At 48.7% G+C, this 19532-nt stretch carries 13 protein-coding genes; 7 read left to right on the top strand and 6 right to left on the bottom strand.

The genetic code is table 11. The features are described 5' to 3' along the window. Window positions 1-2: 2 nt before the first annotated feature. Window positions 3-776: an SIMPL domain-containing protein gene (locus B160_RS0101740; RefSeq protein WP_157557848.1), complete on the bottom strand. Its 774-nt coding sequence runs from the start codon at window positions 774-776 to the stop codon at window positions 3-5. A 181-nt stretch (window positions 777-957) separates the two neighbouring features. Here B160_RS0101740 and B160_RS0101745 point away from each other — a divergent pair, with 181 nt between their 5' ends. Next, window positions 958-1593, top strand: coding sequence for a DUF4136 domain-containing protein (locus B160_RS0101745; RefSeq protein ID WP_018626123.1), 636 nt, complete (start codon window positions 958-960; stop codon window positions 1591-1593). Between the two features lie 133 nt (window positions 1594-1726). Here the strand turns inward: B160_RS0101745 and B160_RS0101750 are convergent, their stop codons facing one another. Genes B160_RS0101750 through B160_RS0101760 form a run of 3 tightly spaced genes read right to left on the bottom strand, consistent with a single transcriptional unit; the run spans window position 1727 to window position 4727 of the window. Further along, window positions 1727-2215: a VOC family protein gene (locus B160_RS0101750; protein WP_018626124.1), complete on the bottom strand. Its 489-nt coding sequence runs from the start codon at window positions 2213-2215 to the stop codon at window positions 1727-1729. A gap of 55 nt (window positions 2216-2270) precedes the next feature. Next, a complete protein-coding gene (locus B160_RS0101755; protein WP_018626125.1) occupies window positions 2271-3236 on the bottom strand; it encodes an ROK family protein in 966 nt (321 codons plus the stop codon). Between the two features lie 21 nt (window positions 3237-3257). Beyond that, window positions 3258-4727, bottom strand: a complete 1470-nt coding sequence (locus B160_RS0101760) for an MFS transporter (protein ID WP_018626126.1) — start codon at window positions 4725-4727, stop codon at window positions 3258-3260. A 135-nt stretch (window positions 4728-4862) separates the two neighbouring features. Between B160_RS0101760 and B160_RS0101765 the strand changes: the two genes are divergently transcribed. The 4 genes from B160_RS0101765 (at window position 4863) to B160_RS0101780 (ending at window position 11181) form a co-directional block, all read left to right on the top strand. Further along, the gene (locus tag B160_RS0101765; protein ID WP_040679419.1) at window positions 4863-6293 is read left to right on the top strand and encodes a glycogen synthase; all 1431 of its coding nucleotides are present in this window, start codon (window positions 4863-4865) and stop codon (window positions 6291-6293) included. A 68-nt stretch (window positions 6294-6361) separates the two neighbouring features. Further along, on the top strand, window positions 6362-7642 hold the full coding sequence (locus tag B160_RS0101770) for a glucose-1-phosphate adenylyltransferase (RefSeq protein ID WP_018626128.1): 1281 nt from the start codon (window positions 6362-6364) through the stop codon (window positions 7640-7642). A 272-nt stretch (window positions 7643-7914) separates the two neighbouring features. Beyond that, window positions 7915-9240: an MFS transporter gene (locus tag B160_RS0101775; protein ID WP_018626129.1), complete on the top strand. Its 1326-nt coding sequence runs from the start codon at window positions 7915-7917 to the stop codon at window positions 9238-9240. A gap of 105 nt (window positions 9241-9345) precedes the next feature. Beyond that, complete coding sequence (locus B160_RS0101780; RefSeq protein WP_018626130.1) at window positions 9346-11181, top strand: glycoside hydrolase family 13 protein; 1836 nt, start codon at window positions 9346-9348, stop codon at window positions 11179-11181. A 190-nt stretch (window positions 11182-11371) separates the two neighbouring features. Here the strand turns inward: B160_RS0101780 and B160_RS0101785 are convergent, their stop codons facing one another. Further along, window positions 11372-12124, bottom strand: coding sequence for a GLPGLI family protein (locus tag B160_RS0101785; protein ID WP_018626131.1), 753 nt, complete (start codon window positions 12122-12124; stop codon window positions 11372-11374). Between the two features lie 13 nt (window positions 12125-12137). Continuing rightward, window positions 12138-14954, bottom strand: coding sequence for an outer membrane beta-barrel protein (locus B160_RS0101790; RefSeq protein ID WP_018626132.1), 2817 nt, complete (start codon window positions 14952-14954; stop codon window positions 12138-12140). A gap of 521 nt (window positions 14955-15475) precedes the next feature. Here B160_RS0101790 and glgB point away from each other — a divergent pair. Together glgB and glgP are read left to right on the top strand one after the other, a co-directional pair. After that, on the top strand, window positions 15476-17440 hold the full coding sequence (gene glgB / locus B160_RS0101805; protein ID WP_018626135.1) for a 1,4-alpha-glucan branching protein GlgB: 1965 nt from the start codon (window positions 15476-15478) through the stop codon (window positions 17438-17440). A 368-nt stretch (window positions 17441-17808) separates the two neighbouring features. Beyond that, the gene (gene glgP / locus B160_RS0101810) at window positions 17809-19473 is read left to right on the top strand and encodes an alpha-glucan family phosphorylase (RefSeq protein ID WP_018626136.1); all 1665 of its coding nucleotides are present in this window, start codon (window positions 17809-17811) and stop codon (window positions 19471-19473) included. The last annotated feature ends 59 nt before the right edge of the window (window positions 19474-19532 follow it).

Here is a 19532-nt window from a genome sequence, read left to right on the forward strand (position 1 = left end):
TTTTATTCCACCACGCATTCCAGGTTTACGGTAATGCTGGCTGTTTTATTCTTGGAAGACGTATTGAAAGTGCCTCCGTAACTGTAATCTTCGTTGCTGTTCTTTCCCGTGATCTGAAAAATGCCCATATTGGCTTTTACCACATTACCCAAAGCGCCGCCGGTATTTTTGGCAATGGTTTCCGCCCGTTTCCGTGCATCCTCGGCTGCCTTGGCCAGCAGGTCCAGCTTCAAATCCGCCAGCTTGGTGTAAAAGTAAAGCGGCTCCGGTGAGTTCAGCTCGATCCCTGTTTCGATCAGTTCGGTAATTTCCCGGGAAAGAGCCTCTACCTTCGCAATATCGTTGGATTCTACCTTTACGTTCTGTGTTAAGTTGTAACCGCCGAAAGTGGTGGTTGTAGACCGGGTTTCCTGGTTATAGTTCGAGTGGAAGATCTTATCAATTTTTACCGAGGAAAAGATCATCTGGTTGGGCTGAATGCCTTTTCGCGTGAGGTAGTTTTTTACATTGCTTTCATCCTGCTTCAGCTGCGCATAAGCTGTTTTCAGGTCAAAATCGGTGCGGTTATAGCTTCCGTTCCAGGCGATCAGATCGCTGGTGAAATCCTTTTCTGCACTGCCCGTTACCCGTATGGTCTGCCGGGTCCTGAATTTATATTTATAGGCACCGGCCACGATAAACCCGGCCAGTATAATGCAAATACCGATGATCACCAGCCCGGTGAAATTACGGTTTCCTGTACCGGCTTTTGTTGCTGTGTTTTCAGTGTCGCTCATAGAACTAAGATAGGAAAAACGCGGGATCCGGCAAAAAAGAGGGCACTGTTTGCACATCCTCTTACTACCGGCTGATTGTGAGTGCGTTTTTGGCGCTGCTTTTTTTTCACAAATAATTTGCACCGGGTACTGTTATCTATTCACCGTTTTTGCCGTCTTACTGGTAGAAAAACAGAAAGAAATGAAAAGCCGTATCATAAAATTTTTGGGAGTGGCTGCAGTGGTTGTTCTCGTGCTGGCAGGTTGCGGCCCTTCTGCACACGTAGAAACCTCCCGCAATGCAAATTTCAGCAAGTACCGCACGTTTGCATGGGCAGAAAAAAGAGACCGCCGCGGGCATACCGGCAGCCGCACCATGATGGAAAATCAGGTCCGGGATGCTGTTTCCGGCAGGCTGGAGTCCCGTATGGGATGGCGGCAGGTGGCGCGCAACCCGGATGTGATCCTGAGTTATGACGTTTTGGTAGAACGGGGATCGCGCGTGGCATCGGATCCGCGGTACAGCTGGGGCGGTTTCCGTACATTCTACAACCCGTACAGCCGCCGGTTTTATAATGTGTACTATCCTTCCATGTTTATGGGGTACGACAATTATGAAGTGCCTACAAAGGAAGGAACGATTACCGTTACAATGGCAGATGCCCGCACGGACGAAACGGTGATGCAGGGCTGGGCCTCGGATGAGGTAAACAGCCGCCGTCTCTCCGGGAGGGAGATCGACCGGATCGTGGATGCGATCTTCCGGAAATGGGAGTCGGGCTCAAGAACCGGCCGGTACGACACCCGCGGAAGAAATTCCCGCTACGGCGAACGCTAATGGTATTTTAAAGAGAGTAGTTTGGTTTGGTAGTTACAATGGGGCCTCTGTTATTTTTAGCGGGGGCCCTCTTTTTTGTTTCAGGTTCCACGTTTTGTTCCAACCCGGAACTTTGAACTTTAAACCTGAAATATCAAATATCCCGTTCCCGCAACAGCTGGTCCAGGTCGAGCTCATGCGTGTACATTTCCAGGCTGCCGTCCGCTTTTTGCGGCCAAAGCTCCCGGGGTTTATCCCAATAAAGTTCCACACCATTCCCGTCAGGGTCATCCAGGTACAGGGCCTCTGATACACCATGGTCTGCGGCTCCGGTCAGGGGATAATTTTCCTGCATCAGCCGGTAAAGGATATTGGCCAGGTCCTTTCTTTCCGGATAGAGAATGGCCGTGTGAAAAAGACCGGGAGCTTTCACCGGTGCGGGAGGAGCGTCTTTACTGTACCAGGTATTCAGACCGATGTGATGGTGATATCCGCCGGCAGAAATGAAAGCTGCCTGGCTGCCATACAGGGTCGTGATCTCAAATCCCAGCAGCCCGCAATAAAAACCGATCGACCGCTGCAGGTCGGAAACTTTCAGATGTACATGCCCTATTTTTGTTGCGGATGGAATTTTGTAATCCATAATTTATGTTTCAGATTTGAGGTCTGAAGTTTCACGTAGGATCCGACTTCAGACTTTAAACCTCCCACGCAAGTGCGCTGGCTCCCAGGATAGCGGCATCCGCTTCCTTCAGTTCGCTGAACACCAGTTTTACCTTATTCTGAAAAATGGGCAGCAGGTTCTTTTCCATATGCTCTTTCGTCGGTTTCATAATATAATCACCTGCTTTGATCACTCCTCCGAAAAGAATGATGGCTTCCGGCGAGGAGAACATAATAAAATTGGCGAGCGCTTCTCCCAGTATCTGCCCGGTGTACCGGAACACTTCCTTGGCTGTTTCATCGCCTTTCTCCGCCAGTTCATATACCGCAAGGGAGTCGAGGTTTTCCTCGGGAACATCGTTCAATGCGGAGTGAATATTTTCGGCTCTTAATTTTTTGGCGGTAATGGCAATACCTGTAGCGGAACAGTACGCTTCCAGCGATCCGTGTGCGCCGGTGCTCCAGTGCTTGCGTCCTCCCGGACGTACAATGGTGTGCCCCAGCTCACCTGCAAATCCGTCGTGACCATAAAGCATCAGCCCGTTGGCCACAATGCCGCTTCCCACACCCGTACCCAGGGTGATCATGATAAAATCTTTCATGCCCCTGGCAGCGCCATACATCATTTCGCCCATGGCTGCTGCATTGGCATCGTTGGTTAAAGTGCAGGGAATGTTAAATTTTTCGCTCACCATCTTTGCAATGGGGATCACGCCTCTCCAGGGCAGATTGGGCGCATATTCAATCGTACCGGTATAATAATTTCCATTGGGTGCACCCATGCCGATGCCTTTTATGCCCAGCGCGTTATTTTTGTCGATGATCGGCTTCATCGCTTCATAAAGTCCTTCAATAAATAACTCAATGGTAGGGTAAGCATCCGTTTTTATATCTCCTTTGTCCAAAATCTCACCTCTGTGATTCACGATACCGTATTTGGTATTGGTACCGCCTATATCGATCCCGATCGCCAAATCATTTGACAAGTCTAAAAGTCCCATATCATATACATTTTTTACGTATTAATGTCCGCCTCCGGAAGTTTTTACATCATAATCGATGCCTTGTTGTTTCAGAGCGGTTTTGGCCCTTATGGCATAGAAGGCAAGATACGCAAAGCAAGCCACACCAACAAAGTATGAATACTGAATGCCCAGGTGCTCCGGGGCGGCCAGCCATCCCTGGAGGAGGCTTACAAAGCCGCCGCCCATAATCATAAGGATGAGCAGGCTGGATCCCTTATTGGTAAACCGGCCCAAACCGGCAATGGATAATGTAAAGATGCAGGGCCAGAGCGTAGAGCAGAACAGGCCCACGCTGATGAAGGCGTATACGCTGGTCATTTTGTCTGCAAAGATCCCGATCAACAGGGCAACGCCCCCCATACAGCTGAAAATAAGTAACTGACGGGCGGGATTGCCCTTACTTAGAATGTCGCAGGCAATGAGGCCAACGATCAGGAGCGCATAAATATAAAAAGGAGTGATGTCGTGATTGGCGATCTTGTTCACCAGCAGAAAAACGGTAAAGGCAATATAAGGCATCAGGAAACGCAAAATGCTTTTTGCACCTTTTGAAAGGTCAAAGGCGCCAACGGACCCGGTCCAGCGCCCGATCATCAGACTGGCCCAATAGAGTGATACGAACGGCGCTATTTTATCGGTAGGCGTCTGCAGATGCTCTTTCATAAACTCCGGGAGGTTAGCGGCCGTGCTGACTTCCACACCTACATATAAAAAGATGGCGATCATACCCAATACCAGCTGCGGGTATGCAAAAACGGAAGTGCGGATCTGCGCAGGAGAATCCATGGAAACCGAAGTGTCTGCGGGAGCGTCCTGATCCAGCGCATCCAGATCGATCTTGTTGGGCACGGAAGAAAATCGGAAAATAACTGCAACGATCACAAAGGCCAGTCCTAAGATAAGATAGGGGACTTTAATGCTCTGGATATCGGCACTGGCACTCGATGCGGTAACAGATCCGAAAATGGCAAAGCTGACAACAAGGGGGCCGATGGTTGTACCAAAATTATTGATGCCGCCGGCAAGGCTCAGCCGCTGGGAGCCCAACTTGGGATCGCCCATGATGATGGCGAGCGGATTGGCCGCTGTTTGCTGTAACGAAAAGCCAAGTCCAACAATAAAGAGTCCGATGATAAATAAGGGGAAAGATTCTTGCTGTGCGGCGGGATAAAATGTAAGCGTGCCCAACGCTGAAATGATCAATCCAAGGGAGATGCCATTCTTATAACCGATCTTTTGCAAAAGATCCTTTCCGATGAGGCTGCTAATCAAAAGGAAGATCAAAGAACCAATAGTATAGGCAACATAAAATGCAAAGGAAACCATCTGGGACTGTACCTGGGTTAAATGAAGTTTTTCCTTGAACACAGGGATCAGGATATCATTACTGGCAGCAACAAAGCCCCAAAAGAAAAACACAGTGATGAGCGTTCCAAATTGGGACCACCTGGTCGTTTGATGACTCATTTTAATCGTTTATTATTTTATCAGGAAGTAAATGTAAATAGTTATCATCTAAATAAAAATTTTAATTCTTTCCCTTTCAAATTATATTTTCATTTATAAATAATGCTTACATTAGTAACGGAAGAAATCAGTATTATGGAAATAATTCATGTGTCAGCGGAGTGTTATCCCATGGCGAAAGCGGGGGGATTGGGGGATGTTGTGGGCGCCCTGCCCAAGTACCAGAATGAACTGGGGCATATCGCCAAAGTGGTGATGCCCATGTACCGGACAAAGTTCCTCTATCAGAATGAATGGGAGCTGGTGCATGAAGGGGGGCAGGCCCTGGGAAGCGAGTGGTTTAAATACAGTGTGATCAAGGAAAAAACGAATAAGCTGGGGTTTGATCTGTACTTGGTAGACATCAACGGAAAGCTGGACCGGGAACGGATCTATGGCTACGAAGATGATACGGAGCGCTTCCTCTGCTTTCAGCTGGCGGTTTGCGATTGGATCGGCCGCTGGCAGCACCGGCCGGACATTATCCATTGTCATGATCATCATACCGGGCTGATCCCGTTCATGGCGCGGCATGCCTATGCCTTCCGCTATCAGCTTGGAAGTGTGCCTACCGTATTCACCATACACAACGGCGAATACCAGGGGCAGTTCGGCTGGGATAAGCATTACTACCTGCCTGCCTACGATTCCTGGAACTGGGGATTGCTGGATTGGGACGATGCCATTAATCCCATGGCCTCCGCCATCAAATGCGCCTGGAAAGTGACCACGGTAAGCCCCAGTTATATGGATGAGCTAAAGCATTCGGCAAACGGATTGCAGGATCTTTTTGAATATGAAAAAGGAAAGAGCATCGGCATCATCAACGGGATCGATACGGCTGTATGGGACCCGCAGACAGACGGCTTTATTGTAAAGAACTATAACAATGAGCTGGTGGTACAGGGGAAGGACAAAAATAAAAAAGAGCTGGCCGCGCAGTTCGGACTGGATGCGGAAAAACCACTGATCACTTTTATCGGCCGGCTTGTTGGAGAAAAGGCCGCCGATCTGCTGCCCGACGCCATCGGCCAGTCGATTTACCAGTACCAGGGCAAGGCCAACTTCCTGATCCTGGGCTCCGGTGATCCGGAGATCGAAAACCAGCTGGACCAGATGAAGCACCGGTTTAAAGGGTATTTCAATGCATACATCGGGTACAATGAGGGGCTAAGCCACCTGTTGTATGCAGGGTCCGATTTTTTGCTGATGCCCAGCCGTGTGGAACCCTGCGGGCTGAATCAGCTGTATGCATTGCGTTACGGCACCGTGCCGGTAGTGCGGAACATCGGCGGGCTGAAAGATACCGTTGTAGATTACGGCGATCCGGGCGGCTTTGGTATCAAAATGGAGCAGTCCAGTGTGGGGGATATCGCTTACTCGGTTGGCAGGGCCATCGATCTGTACTCCAATAAACCGGATCTTTACAATACCATGCGTGGCAAAATGATGACCATTGATCATGGATGGGATATGTCCGCAAAACAGTACCTGCAGCTCTATGAATCGCTTCAGCCAGGGCAATAAAATAATAATACCGGTATTACCAATTCCTGTTTATATTTATAACACCAAGCAATTTTAAACTATTCTATATGTCCATTTCAAATCAGATTATTGCTATGATCTTAGGCGGAGGAGCAGGATCCAGACTGGCACCGTTAACCAGCACCCGTTCTAAACCGGCTGTGCCCATTGCCGGAAAATACCGGCTGGTTGACATCCCGATCTCCAATTGCATCAACTCGGATATACACCGGATGTTTGTGCTGACCCAGTTTAACTCGGCTTCCCTGAACAGACATATTAAAAATACATACCGGTTCAGCGCCTTCAGCACGGCGTTTGTAGATATACTTGCTGCGGAACAAACGCCGGACAATCCTACCTGGTTCCAGGGTACGGCAGACGCGGTCCGTCAGAGCCTGCGGCACCTGGGGCCTTTTGCCAGCGACTATGTGCTGATCCTTTCCGGCGACCAGCTTTACCAGATGGATTTTAATAAAATGCTGCAGCAGCACAAAGAAAGCGGCGCGGAAATATCCATTGCCACCATACCGGTAGGCGACCGGGAGGCTCCGGAGTTCGGGATCTTAAAGACGGATGAAGAGAACTATATCAGTTCTTTTATAGAAAAACCATCAAAGGATATCCTGGCAGACTGGGAGAGCGATACCGGAGCGGCCATGCAGCAAAAAGGACGGAACTACCTGGCCTCAATGGGCATCTACATCTTTAACCGGAAGCTGCTCGAATCGCTGTTGTTGAAAAAGCATCCGGAAGCTACGGATTTCGGTAAGGAGATCATCCCGGCCTCCATCAGCGAATATAAAGTGGCCAGCTTTCAATATGAAGGCTACTGGACCGATATCGGGAACATCTATTCCTTTTTTGAAGCCAACCTGGAACTGACCTCCGATATCCCGGAATTTAATCTTTTTGACAATACCAAGTCCATCTTCACCCGTCCCCGTATGCTGCCGCCGGCAAAGATCAGCGGCACCACGCTGGAGAAAACGGTCATTGCCGAGGGATGCATCATCAATGCATCGCGTATCGAACACAGTGTGATCGGCATCCGCTCCCGTATCGGTTATGGATCAACCATCGTAAGCTGCTACATTATGGGAAGTGATTTTTATGAAACGATCGAGGACCTGAGCCGGGATCAGAACAAGGGGATCCCACCCATCGGTATCGGTAAGCGCTGCTACCTGCGTAATTGTATTATCGATAAGAACTGCCGTATCGGGGATGATGTGCGGCTGAACGGCGGCACACATCTGGAGAATACAGATCATGAGCTCTATACGGTAAAAGACGGGATCATTGTGGTAAAAAAAGGAGCGGTGCTGCCCAGCGGCTTTGTAGTTTAAACGATACAAATAATTTTAAATCAGTCCATTGAAGTTGTTTGCGTAGCGTGTTGCCTCTGTAAAAAATAGTTCCGGGACACCTGTTTTCTTTGGACAGATACGGAGGAAGCGCATCATTACTTCAGTCATGGCGGAAAGATATTTACAGGGATGCTCCTGTAAACGGGGTTGTACCAAAAGACGATACCGGCCTTTGCTGCAACCCCTTCGTTAAAAATAAATTTTAATGTGTATTTAATACATATTAAATTTGCTGTTTAAATCCGGTTGCTATGTCTGTTACAACAAATGATACCAGGCCAAAACTATCCCTGGCAGAGATTATCAATATGAGCGTTGGGTTTTTCGGGATCCAGTTTGGTTGGGACCTGCAGCGTGCCAATATGGGAAGGATTTACGAAAACCTGGGAGCGAACCCGGACCAGGTGCCCCTGCTGTTCCTGGCCGCACCGCTTACCGGTTTGCTGGTGCAGCCGGTCATCGGCTACCTGAGCGATAAGACCTGGCACCCCCGATGGGGCAGAAGGCGGCCTTATTTTATGATCGGCGCGTTGATCAGTTCGATCGCCCTTGTGTTTATGCCGCACAGCAGCGCTTTGTGGATGGCGGCGGGGCTGCTATGGGTGCTGGATGTTTTTGGCAATGTGGCAATGGAGCCCTTCCGGGCATTTGTGACCGATAAATTGCCGGACAGCCAGGTGAACCGGGGATTCATCATGCAGAGCCTCATGATCGGGCTTGGCGGGAGCATTGCCTCCGCACTGCCCTGGCTGATGAAAAATATATTCCATTTTCAGAATACAGCAGTACCCGGCGAAATACCGGAAAACGTGCAATGGTCCTTTTACCTGGGCGCCTTCTTCTTTCTGGCCGCTGTACTGTACACGGTGTTTACTTCAAAAGAATACCCACCGCAGGATCCCGTAGAAAAAGAAACGACACAAGGAACCTCTAAAGGTTTTTGGGGAGGCTTTAATGAGATCATGCATGCGCTGGCAACGATGCCCCCCAAAATGAAAGTGATCTCGCTGGTGCAGTTTTTTACCTGGCCGGGCCTGTTCCTGATGTGGTTCTATTATACCACGGCTGTTGCGGTAAATGTATTTGGCGGCAGGGATGCCGGCGATCCTGTATATGCCGCCGGTGCGGATTTCGGCAGCCTTACGCTGGCCTATTATAGTGTGGTGACCTTCCTGTTTGCGCTGGTTTTACCGGCCATAGCAGACCGGCTGGGGAGAAAAGCCACGCACGCGCTGTGCCTGCTGGCAGGCGCGCTGGGGCTGATCAGCGTGGCCTGGGTCACCGACAAATACATGCTGTATGCCTGCATGACCGGTGTAGGCATTGCCTGGGCCAGCATTCTGAGCATGCCTTATGCAATGCTGAGCGGCGTATTACCCAGGGATAAAGTAGGCATCTATATGGGGATCTTTAATTTTTTTATTGTGCTTCCCGAGATCATTGCTTCCCTGGGTTTTGGCTGGCTGATGCGCAATGTACTGCATAACGACCGGTTGCTGGCGGTACAGGTAGGTGGCGGCTTAATGATCGTTGCGGCGGTTATTTGTTTTTTGTTTGTCAAAGAGCGGAAGGATTAGGGGTTTGAAGTTTCAGGTTGGATCCGTTGTTGGATACCCGGTGGACGGTTTTCATGCCAGTACATTTCACTTTTCAATAATGACATTTCATAAAGATAAACGATAATGAAAAAGCTGGTTTTATTCCTTTGTATGAGCATGATGCTCCGGTTCGCCGATGCACAGTATGAACTTTACCCTACCAACTGGTGGGTGCATATGAAATGGAACAAGGTACAGGTGCTGGTGCGGGCAGCGGGTAAAGACCTGAAAGCACAAAAAGCTTCGGTTCAATATCCCGGTGTGAAGCTGGAAAAAATTTCACGGTTCGAAAACCCGCACTATATGGCGTTGGACCTCGTGATCAGTCCGGAAGCACGCCCGGGTGTTGTAAAAATAAAGATCGGTAATGATGTCGTGTTGTGGCCGCTGGATCGCCGCCGCCCGGGCAACGGTACCGCTTTTGCAAACGGGGCTACTTCGGCTGACCTGATCTACCTGATCATGCCGGACCGCTTCAGTAACGGGGATCCGTCGAATGACCGGGTGGCGGGGATGCGGGATCAATCGCTGAACCGGGATTCGGTTTTTGAGCGGCATGGGGGCGACCTGAAAGGGGTAGAGGATCACCTGGATTATTTAAAGGACCTGGGGGTGACGGCGATCTGGCTGAACCCTGTCATCGAAAACGATATGCCCAACCGTACAGAGCATGGCTATGCATTTACCAACCATTATAAAATTGACCCCCGGATCGGCGGTGCTGCTGCCTATAAGGAACTGGTCGGTGCCGCGCATGCAAAAGGGATGAAAATGATCCAGGATGCCGTGTACAATCATACCGGTCTGGAGCACGTATTGTTTCGCGATCAGCCGGACAGCAGCTGGTTTCATCGCTGGCCAACGTTTACCCAAACCAATTATAAGGATCAGGCGGTATTTGATCCTTACGGTTCCCGGGCCGATAAGAAAATAATGGAGGATGGCTGGTTTGTTCCTTCTATGCCGGACTGGGATCAAAGCAACCCGTTTGTGCAGACCTTTTTGATACAACATGCATTATGGTGCGTGGAGGAATTTGGTATCGATGGCTGGCGGGTGGATACCTACGCCTATAATGATCTCCGGTTTATGAACCGGTGCAACCAGGCATTGTATGACGAGTATCCCCGCATCAGTATTTTCGGCGAAACCTGGGTGCACGGTGTGCCCAACCAGAGCTATTTCTGTCAGAACAACTATTCCATCCCTTTTAAAAGCAACCTGCAGGCAACCACCGATTTTCAGACCCTGTTTTACGGCATCATCCCTGCGGTGACCCAACCTTTCGGCTGGACGGAGGGCGTGAATAAGCTGTACACCACGCTGGCGCAGGATTTTGTGTATAAGGACCCGATGCGCCAGGTGATCTTCCTGGACAATCATGACCTCGCCCGTTTTTATTCTGTTGTTAATGAAGATACGGCCAAATATAAGCTGGCCTTTGCCTGGCTGCTTACCGGAAGAGGCATTCCACAGATGTATTATGGCAGCGAGATCCTGATGGCGGGCACTACTTCACCCAATGATGGATACGTACGGCTTGATTTTCCCGGTGGATGGAAAAGCGACGCGCAGAATAAATTTACAGCGGCGGGGCGTACGGAAAAAGAAAATGCAGTATTCAATTATATCCGGGCACTGGCTCAATACCGGAAGCGTTCCTCTGCTATTGCCGGCGGAAAGCTGTTGCAGTTTGCTCCCTACGACGGCATATACGTTTATTTCCGTTATGATGCACAGCAAACCATCATGTGCGCGATGAATACGAACAGCAAGCCGGTAACCATTGCTACCGGCCGCTTTTCGGAAATATTGCAAAAGTTTTCGGAAGGCGTTGATGTTGTCAGCGGCAACAGGATCCCGCTAACGGATTCCCTGACCCTGAACCCGGTGTCGAACCGGGTGCTGGAACTGCGGTAGCTTTGCACGCGTAAAGTCCCGGTTTATATCCGGTGGTATAGACCATTGGCACGATCGGGGAGGGCGATTTATGAAATTAAACGGGCCTGTCTCTTTTACATTCCCCTAAACGAGCGGTTAAAATATCGATCTGCTATTGAGGCCCTGCTGTTCATTTCCAAATTTTCACATTTCCACATTTCTACATTTTCTAAAGAAACGTCTGCCAAATAGTCGGTTGCAGGTATTTAGCTCCATCTTTTCCCCAGGACTTGCTCAGTTCCGTGAGTGCCTGCATGATCTCGGTATCCGTTTTCTTTTTGCCCTTTGCAGGAGGCGCGATGTTGCCGGTGGTAAGGGTTATGGAGCTGGCCACCCAGCTTGTGTACAGGCGGGGCACGGTTACACCCAGGATCATTCCCGGTAGCCCGTGTAATCCCATGGGGCCGCCGCTTACGGTGATCTCATCTGTATAATAGGCGAAAACATAAACGCTGTCGAACAGGATGGCGGTGGCTTTCCGGCAATTGAAACCTGCAATAATGCGCTGGTCATTGGGGCTGATCTTCCATTGGATGGCAGCCAGGGCACCGGATATCAGATAGTTATCGTCGATGACCTTTAAATTGGTAAAGGTATTTTGGGCGTAGTTGTTATACCAGATATTGTCTTCCTGCCCGCGGGAGAACCACATCGGCATTTTCTGCTTGTCGGCCGTACGGGTAAATTTATACAGCCCGGCCTCCTCATTAAACTGGTAGGTATAATAATTTAAGCTGAACTGGGGGATCTTGTCTTTTAGCTGCGCCCAAAAACCGTTGTCATCCTGATCGGTTTCAAAACGGCTCATTTCCTTTTTCTGGTTTTTTCTAACCTCGTATTCGATCGTTCCGCTGGTGATGAATTTTTGAGCCGTTGCGTCCAGCACGATCAACAGGGAGCACAGAAATAATAGCTTTTTCATTTTTTGTGTTTCATTATTTTGATGCCGGTGCAGGAGCGCTGCCGGATTTGGTAATATTCCAGATAAACGATACCATCCAGAACCGTTTTAACACCGTGCGATAAGACTCGGTAAAGCTGGATGACGAGAAATTCCTGTTGTAGCTTCTGCTCTGGTTCAGGATATCATATACAGCGGCCCTTGCTTCAAATTTGTTTTTAGCAAATTTTTTGGTAAGGTTGGCGTTCCATTTTATATAGTCATTATTGCCGGGATATTTGGGATCTTTCTGTTGGAAATAGGCATCCATATCGGTGCTGAGGTCCAGGTTTTTTACAATGGTCCACCTTCCTGAAATATATCCGCCGCTGGTCCAGTAATGGATGTTGGAAGCCTCGTTTGCGGAGCTTACCGAGGTATTATAGCCCACCCTTGGGTTGATCCGGAAATCATATTTCTCGTCCTTGTTTTTGGATACAGAGAACTCAAAATTATAGCTCCGGGTATTGGTGGTGTTTTTGGTGGGTTCCCCGGTGAGGCCGGCTGCTGCGAAGTCTACATTTTGTGCCAGCCGGAACTGCGGTCCGAAGCCGAGAAAGATATTGGGGCCTCTGAGTTTTATATTATAATCCAGGTTAGCGCTGAAATCATAGATGCCATTGGAATTTACCGTCTGGTAAGTACGTATGGAGTCTTTAAACCGGCTCAGATCCACAAAGGCATTTCTTGTGAAATTATAACGGGCACTTGCCCAGATCCCTCTTTCCTTCAGCATTTTCCAGGAGTTGTACCAGAGGCTGAAGCCATGGCGGAATGAGGGGATCAGGTCCGGGTTCCCGATCCGCTGGTTCAGCGGGTCCGTATTGTCGCGTACCGGCTGCAGCTGTTCCAGGGAAGGCTCATTGGTTGCGCCATAATAGTTGAGGTAGAGGTTCTCGGAAGGCCGGATCTTATAATTGAAACTGGCGCGCGGGTAATAGTTTATAAAATGATATTTCCGCTCCGCATCCAGCGTCCGGTCCAGCTGCTCATAGCTGGTAAAACCGGTGGTGGTACCAAAAGAGAAGTTGTATTTCTTTTTGGTTAGCCGGAAGTTCAGCCCCGGGCTGTTTGAAAGCGTATTATAAACGAAATCGTTGCTGAGCGAATCGATCTGGTTGGTGTAAGCGCCACCTGCGTTGGCATTTACGATCCGGTCATTTGTACGGTTATTGATGCCCAGGGCATAGCTCAGTTCGAGGTAAGCATCCTTCATCAGCGGTTCGGTGTAGGCTATTTTTGTATTCAGGTTGCTGGACTCGTTATTGCTCAGCGTGCGCTGGTCAATGATCTTTTGCCCGGTAGAATCCCCGTTGGTAAAATAGTCTACGTCGGAGAACTGCAAACCGTCTGTTTTTGCTTTATTATAGGCAAAGGAGGTGTTGATGGAAAGGGTGCGGGATGGCTTTTTGAATTTATGCATCCACAGCAGGCTGGTATTGAAATTGCTCCGGTCGCTCTCCGATGTTCCATGACTTTTGTTGGTATTCAGGAACCGGCCCAGGGTATCGGTGTATTCCGTATGGCCGGAATAATCCGAACTGGAATTGTTTTGATTGCCCCGTGCGATCCATTTCAGCGTGTTGGCCGAATCCAGCTTTATTTCATAGGTAAGATTGATATTCTGTTTAAAGGAGGAGCTATAGGAGTTCCGCTCGTTGTTGACCAGCCAGGTGGTATCGCGCCCGTTCAGGTTGATGAAATTTCGGGAAAAACTGCGGTTGTATGCCGGCGCGTTGATCTTGGTGAATTTGTACCCGGCATTCAGGCTGTGTTTGTCCTGGTTAAATTTATTGCTGTAGTGGAAGCCCCCGTTCCAGTTGGTAGGAATGCCATCGCTTGAGTTATAGTCATCTCCCCCGGAGTAGAACATGATGGATCCATCCCCGCTCATTTCGATATTGTCGCCACTGCCGCCGTATTTATTCCGGTCGTCCCAGTTCAGGTTGAGCGTACCGGTATTGCTCATAATGCCGTAGGCGGCAATTTTGCGTTTGCCTTTAAAGGCATTGATCATTGCCGCGTTGTTGAATTTGTTCCCGGTACCGGGGTCCTCGTTCCTGCCCAGGCCGCCACCGGCTTCAATTTTACCAAAATAGCCCTTCTTCTTGTCTTCCTTCAGTTTCAGGTTGATGGTTTTTTCCCGTACACCGTCATCAATGCCGGTAAATGTGGCCTGGTCGCTTTTTTTATCATAGACCTCCACTTCCTTTACAATATCTGCACGCAGGTTTTTAGTGGCAATGCCGGGGTCATTTCCAAAAAATTCCTCTCCATCCACCAGCACGTTTTTCACGGTTTCACCCATCGCTTTTATCTGTCCGTTCCGGTCTACCTGTATCCCCGGCAGTTTACGCAGCAGCTCCTCTACGTTGGCGCCCTCCCGCACCTTAAAGCTGTCGGCCGTATATACCGTGGTATCGCCTTTGATGCGGATGGCCGATCCGCTTTTGACCACAACGTTCTCAAGCATCTTGAGTTTGGAGAAGAGCTGGATCGTTCCCAGGTCAAGCGGGGCCTGCGCCTGCAGGGTTATATTGTCAAAGTAATCTGCAAAATAGGGATGGGTGACCATCACGATGTATTTCCCGGTATCAAGGCCGGAGATCTGGAAATTCCCCTGTTTTGAAGTTCTTGTAAATTTAATGAGCGTTGAATCTTTTTGACTGAGCAGGGATACCAGGGCATTGGTCAGGTCCCGCTGTTCAGTGGTGTCGGCCAGCTGGCCTTTGATGGCTCCGCCTGTTTGAGCATTTGCTGCCTGGTAAAGCGTGGCAAACAGTGCAAGCAGAACGAGTAGTTTAAATCTCATGAATGTGTTTTGATGGGATGTTTTATATAGAATAATCGCTATTGTTTCTTTTTTGTTACAATCCTTTCGGCGAAAATACGAAAATATCGTATTGAAACTAAGTTAATAGTTGTTTTAAATGCATAAACTTAGTATGAAGCGGCACGTGCGGACAGGTCCTACGCAACAAAAAAAGTAATATGCATCTGTTGTTTTGTTTTGATCCGGCGGCATGGTCCTGGTTTGTTGTCATATTTCATGATTGGTCGGGTATTTTTTTCGGTGATAAAAAACCTTTAACGCAAAAATGATCCTTTTCCATAAATCCCGGCCGGTTAAGCTCTTTAAAATACGTTAAAGTATATAAAAATGTGATGAATGATGAAAAACCCCGGTTGAAGGGGCTGGTATATCATAAAGCGGAGGACCGTTTATACAGTAGTTGTTCGCTATTGAAGGCAGTAAAAAAATGCGATCCGGCACGTCAAAATCCTGCCGGAAAATTCCTGAAAAATGTTGTACATTGCTGAACAACTGTTCATATGTCCATTGATATAAAAAAAATCCAGGAAACCTTTGAAGCTGCAAATTATATTGATACCTCCGGGCCGGTGTGGAACTATTCCCTGCTGACGGATGAAGACATCCGGAATTTTCAGCAGGGGACGCATTATACATTGTATGAGAAGTTTGGATCGCACTCCATACAGGTGAACGGAGAATGGGGCATGTATTTTTGTGTGTGGGCGCCCAATGCGCGTTTTGTATTTGTGACCGGCAATTTTAATGACTGGAACAAGGTTACCCATCCTTTAACCGCAAGATGGGATCAAAGCGGGATCTGGGAAGGATTTATACCGGGCTTTCAGCTGGGGGAACTGTACAAGTATCATATCGTTGGTGCGCACAATACGGTAACCGATAAAGGAGATCCTTTTGCTCATTACTGGGAGTTACGTCCCATGACGGCTTCCATTACCTGGGACCTGCATTACGACTGGAAGGATGCGGTGTGGATGAAGGACCGGAAGCAGCACAATGCGCTGAATGCGCCCTGGAGTGTGTATGAAGTGCACCTGGGCAGCTGGCAGCGGCCAGACCCCTCGGATGAGCACTCTTATAATTCCTATGACCAGCTCATTACGAGGCTGGTTCCTTATGTTCAGGAGATGGGCTTTACGCATGTGGAGCTGATGCCGGTGACGGAATATCCTTTTGATGGGAGCTGGGGATACCAGACTACCGGTTATTTTGCACCCACTTCGCGGTTTGGCGATCCGCAGGGTTTTATGCGGTTGATAGATGCTTTTCACAATGTCGGCATCGGGGTGATCTTGGATTGGGTACCCTCGCATTTTCCCTATGATGCACATGGCCTGTATCTGTTCGACGGCGAGCATACGTATGAATATGCCGACATGCGCAAGGGGTATCACCCGGATTGGAACTCTTATATTTTTAATTATAAAAGAGGGGAGATAAAGTCGTTCCTGATCAGCAGCGCGCGCTTCTGGCTGGAGCAGTTTCATATCGACGGGCTGCGGGTGGATGCGGTCAGCTCGATGCTGAAGCTGAACTACTCCCGGAATGAAGGCGAATGGGAACCCAACGAGTTTGGTGGCGATGGGAACCTGGAGGCGATCGCCTTTATCAAGGACCTGAATGAAACCATTTACCGGGATTTTCCGGATGTACAAACGATCGCGGAAGAGGCCACCGACTGGCCGGGCGTTTCCCGGCCTACGTTTGAAGATGGCCTGGGCTTTGGCATGAAATGGATGATGGGCTGGATGCATGACAGCCTGGATTATTTTAAGCTGGACCCGGCACACCGCCGGTATCATCAGAATGAATTTACCTTCAGCATGATGTATTACTATGATGAAAATTTTATGCTGCCGATCAGTCACGATGAAGTAGTGCATGGCAAAAGCCCGCTGATCTATAAAATGCCCGGCGATCTCTGGCAGAAATTTGCCAACCTGCGTTTGTTCTTTACTTATATGTGGACGCACCCGGGCGCTAAGCTGCTTTTCATGGGATCGGAGTTTGGGCAGACCACGGAATGGAATTACAAGTCGGAACTGGACTGGTCATTGCTGCAGCATGCCAGCCACAAAGGGGCGCAGGCCTGTTTGCGCGCACTGAACGCGGTCCTTGTGCAGGAGCCGGCCATGTACGTTAACCAGTTCAATACAGAAGGTTTTGAGTGGGTAGACCTGGAACACCGCGCGGAAAGCGTAATGGTGTATAAAAGAAAAGGCAGAAAGCCGGAAGAGGATCTGCTGGTGTTGCTGAACATGACCCCCGAAGTGCATTACGACTGGGTGGTAACGGTCTCCGGAAAAGAATATACAGAAGAGCTGTTTAACTCGGATAAGCGGGGCTACGACGGCACGGGTGATGTGTTTAATAAAGACATCCGGACGGAGCTGCTGAATAAAGAAATAAAACAATATAAGATCACCATCAACCTGCCGCCGCTGGCAGGGATCATTCTGAAATAGGATCCTGTTATTCCGGCAAAAGCGGAGAGCGGAAGTTCGATATGGGGTAATAGATATTAGACAATAGATATTAGACAATAGATATTAGACAATAGATATTAGACAATAGATATTAGACAATAGATGTTAGATATTAGACTATAGATAACAGATGTTAGAGATTAGATAACAGGCAATAGGCAATAAGTACATCGGGCATCGCCCGGAAGCTTTTGAGAATTGAAATGCAACACAAACCTTAAACCGCAACTGCCCATCCTGTCTGGTGATTTTTAATGTGTTTTATCCACACAATTATTCACGCACCCGTATTTTATAGCGATTTCTTATCATAATTCACTTATTTTGCTAACCGTTAAATAAAGCGTATGAGTTTTGAGAATTTTAAAGTGCCCTATGAGGTTGATAAGAATTATGGAAAAAAGGTTGCTTACTTCTCCATGGAGTATGCCATTCATCAGCCATTAAAGATTTACAGCGGCGGGCTGGGTTTCTTATCCGGATCGCATTTCCGGAGTGCCTATGAATTGCGGCAAAATATGATCGGTATCGGTATTTTATGGAAATACGGTTATTATGACCAGGAGCGGAACCAGGACCAGACACTGGATGTAGCCTGGAATGAGAAGATCTATAGCTTTTTGGAAGATACGGGCATCAAGTTCCAGATCATGGTGCATGATGCGCCGGTATGGGTGAAGGCTTATTACCTGAATCCCGAAACATTTAAAACAGCTCCTTTGTTTTTGCTGAGTACCGATCTTCCGGAAAATGATTATGTATCCCAGACCATCTGTCATAAACTGTATGATGCAAACGTGGCTACCAAGGTGGCCCAGTTCATCCTGCTGGGGGTAGGCGGCGCCAAACTGATCGACCTGCTGGGCTTTGATCCCGAGATCTATCATCTGAATGAGGCGCATGGTCTTTCGGCAGCATTTTACCTGTACCAGAAATATAACCGGAATCTGGATGAGGTAAAACGGCGGCTGGTATTTACCACGCATACACCGGAGGAAGCAGGTAACGAAAAGCATGACATCTATCTCTGTCATAAAATGAGCTACTTCTGTGGATTGGGCGTTGAAGAAGTAAAGACGCTGACCCGCGATTATGGCGACCAGTTTAACCACTCGCTGGTGGCCCTGCGTTTTGCACATGTTGCCAATGGGGTTTCAAAACTGCATGGGGAAGTTTCCCGCGAGATGTGGGGGAAATATGAAGGTATTTGTCCTATTGTTTCCATTACCAATGCACAAAACTGGAGTTACTGGGCCGATAAGCAGATGTACAAATTCAAGGATGTGGGCGATAACTACGGTTTTGACGACCGCAAATGGTTCCTGAAGAAAAGGGCGTTTGAAATTGTGGCGGACCAGACGGGAAAATTGTTCGACCCAAAGGTCTTCACCATCGTTTGGGCCAGGCGCTTTGCGGGTTATAAAAGAGCCGGGATGATCGCATCGGACCTGCAGCGTTTTAACCATCTGCTGCATAATACGGAATTTCCTGTTCAGATCATCTGGGCCGGTAAGCCTTATCCAATGGATTTTCCGGCGATTTCCGAATTTAACGAGCTCGTGCATTTAAGCAAGAATTACAGGAATGTGGCCGTGCTTACCGGTTATGAGCTTGGATTGTCGAAGCGGTTAAAACAGGCTGCCGATGTATGGCTGAACAACCCGCGTGTGCCAAGGGAAGCCTCCGGTACCAGTGGGATGACGGCCGCCATGAATGGTGCAGTGAACTTTTCCACGGATGACGGCTGGATCCCCGAATTCATCAATCATGGGCACAATGGGTTTGTGGTGCCCAAGGCCGATTATGAGAATATGCATACACACGAGCAGGATGAGTATGATCTGAATCAGCTCTACGAGATCCTCACCAAACAGATCATCCCCCTGTACTACCAGGATTATAATACCTGGCGCCAGATCATGAAGAATGGCATGCAGGATGTGCGCTGGCAGTTCGAAAGCAATCGTATGGTGCACGAGTATTATGCGCTGATGTATAACGCGAACTATTAGCGCCGCAACGGATCAATATTTTTCATTTCCCGGGTGTCTTGCCGAGGAGACGCCGAGGT

This window comes from Niabella aurantiaca DSM 17617 (assembly GCF_000374125.1).
GTDB lineage: Bacteria > Bacteroidota > Bacteroidia > Chitinophagales > Chitinophagaceae > Niabella > Niabella aurantiaca.

Bases quoted from the DNA above. Each gene is read 5' to 3' on its own strand.
- B160_RS0101745 (WP_018626123.1), top strand. From the start codon at position 958: ATGAAAAGCCGTATCATAAAATTTTTGGGAGTGGCTGCAGTGGTTGTT.
- B160_RS0101775 (WP_018626129.1), top strand. From the start codon at position 7,915: ATGTCTGTTACAACAAATGATACCAGGCCAAAACTATCCCTGGCAGAG.
- B160_RS0101785 (WP_018626131.1), bottom strand. From the start codon at position 12,124: ATGAAAAAGCTATTATTTCTGTGCTCCCTGTTGATCGTGCTGGACGCA.
- B160_RS0101750 (WP_018626124.1), bottom strand. From the start codon at position 2,215: ATGGATTACAAAATTCCATCCGCAACAAAAATAGGGCATGTACATCTG.
- B160_RS0101780 (WP_018626130.1), top strand. From the start codon at position 9,346: ATGAAAAAGCTGGTTTTATTCCTTTGTATGAGCATGATGCTCCGGTTC.
- B160_RS0101770 (WP_018626128.1), top strand. From the start codon at position 6,362: ATGTCCATTTCAAATCAGATTATTGCTATGATCTTAGGCGGAGGAGCA.
- glgB (WP_018626135.1), top strand. From the start codon at position 15,476: ATGTCCATTGATATAAAAAAAATCCAGGAAACCTTTGAAGCTGCAAAT.
- B160_RS0101765 (WP_040679419.1), top strand. From the start codon at position 4,863: ATGGAAATAATTCATGTGTCAGCGGAGTGTTATCCCATGGCGAAAGCG.
- B160_RS0101755 (WP_018626125.1), bottom strand. From the start codon at position 3,236: ATGGGACTTTTAGACTTGTCAAATGATTTGGCGATCGGGATCGATATA.
- B160_RS0101790 (WP_018626132.1), bottom strand. From the start codon at position 14,954: ATGAGATTTAAACTACTCGTTCTGCTTGCACTGTTTGCCACGCTTTAC.
- B160_RS0101760 (WP_018626126.1), bottom strand. From the start codon at position 4,727: ATGAGTCATCAAACGACCAGGTGGTCCCAATTTGGAACGCTCATCACT.
- B160_RS0101740 (WP_157557848.1), bottom strand. From the start codon at position 776: ATGAGCGACACTGAAAACACAGCAACAAAAGCCGGTACAGGAAACCGT.
- glgP (WP_018626136.1), top strand. From the start codon at position 17,809: ATGAGTTTTGAGAATTTTAAAGTGCCCTATGAGGTTGATAAGAATTAT.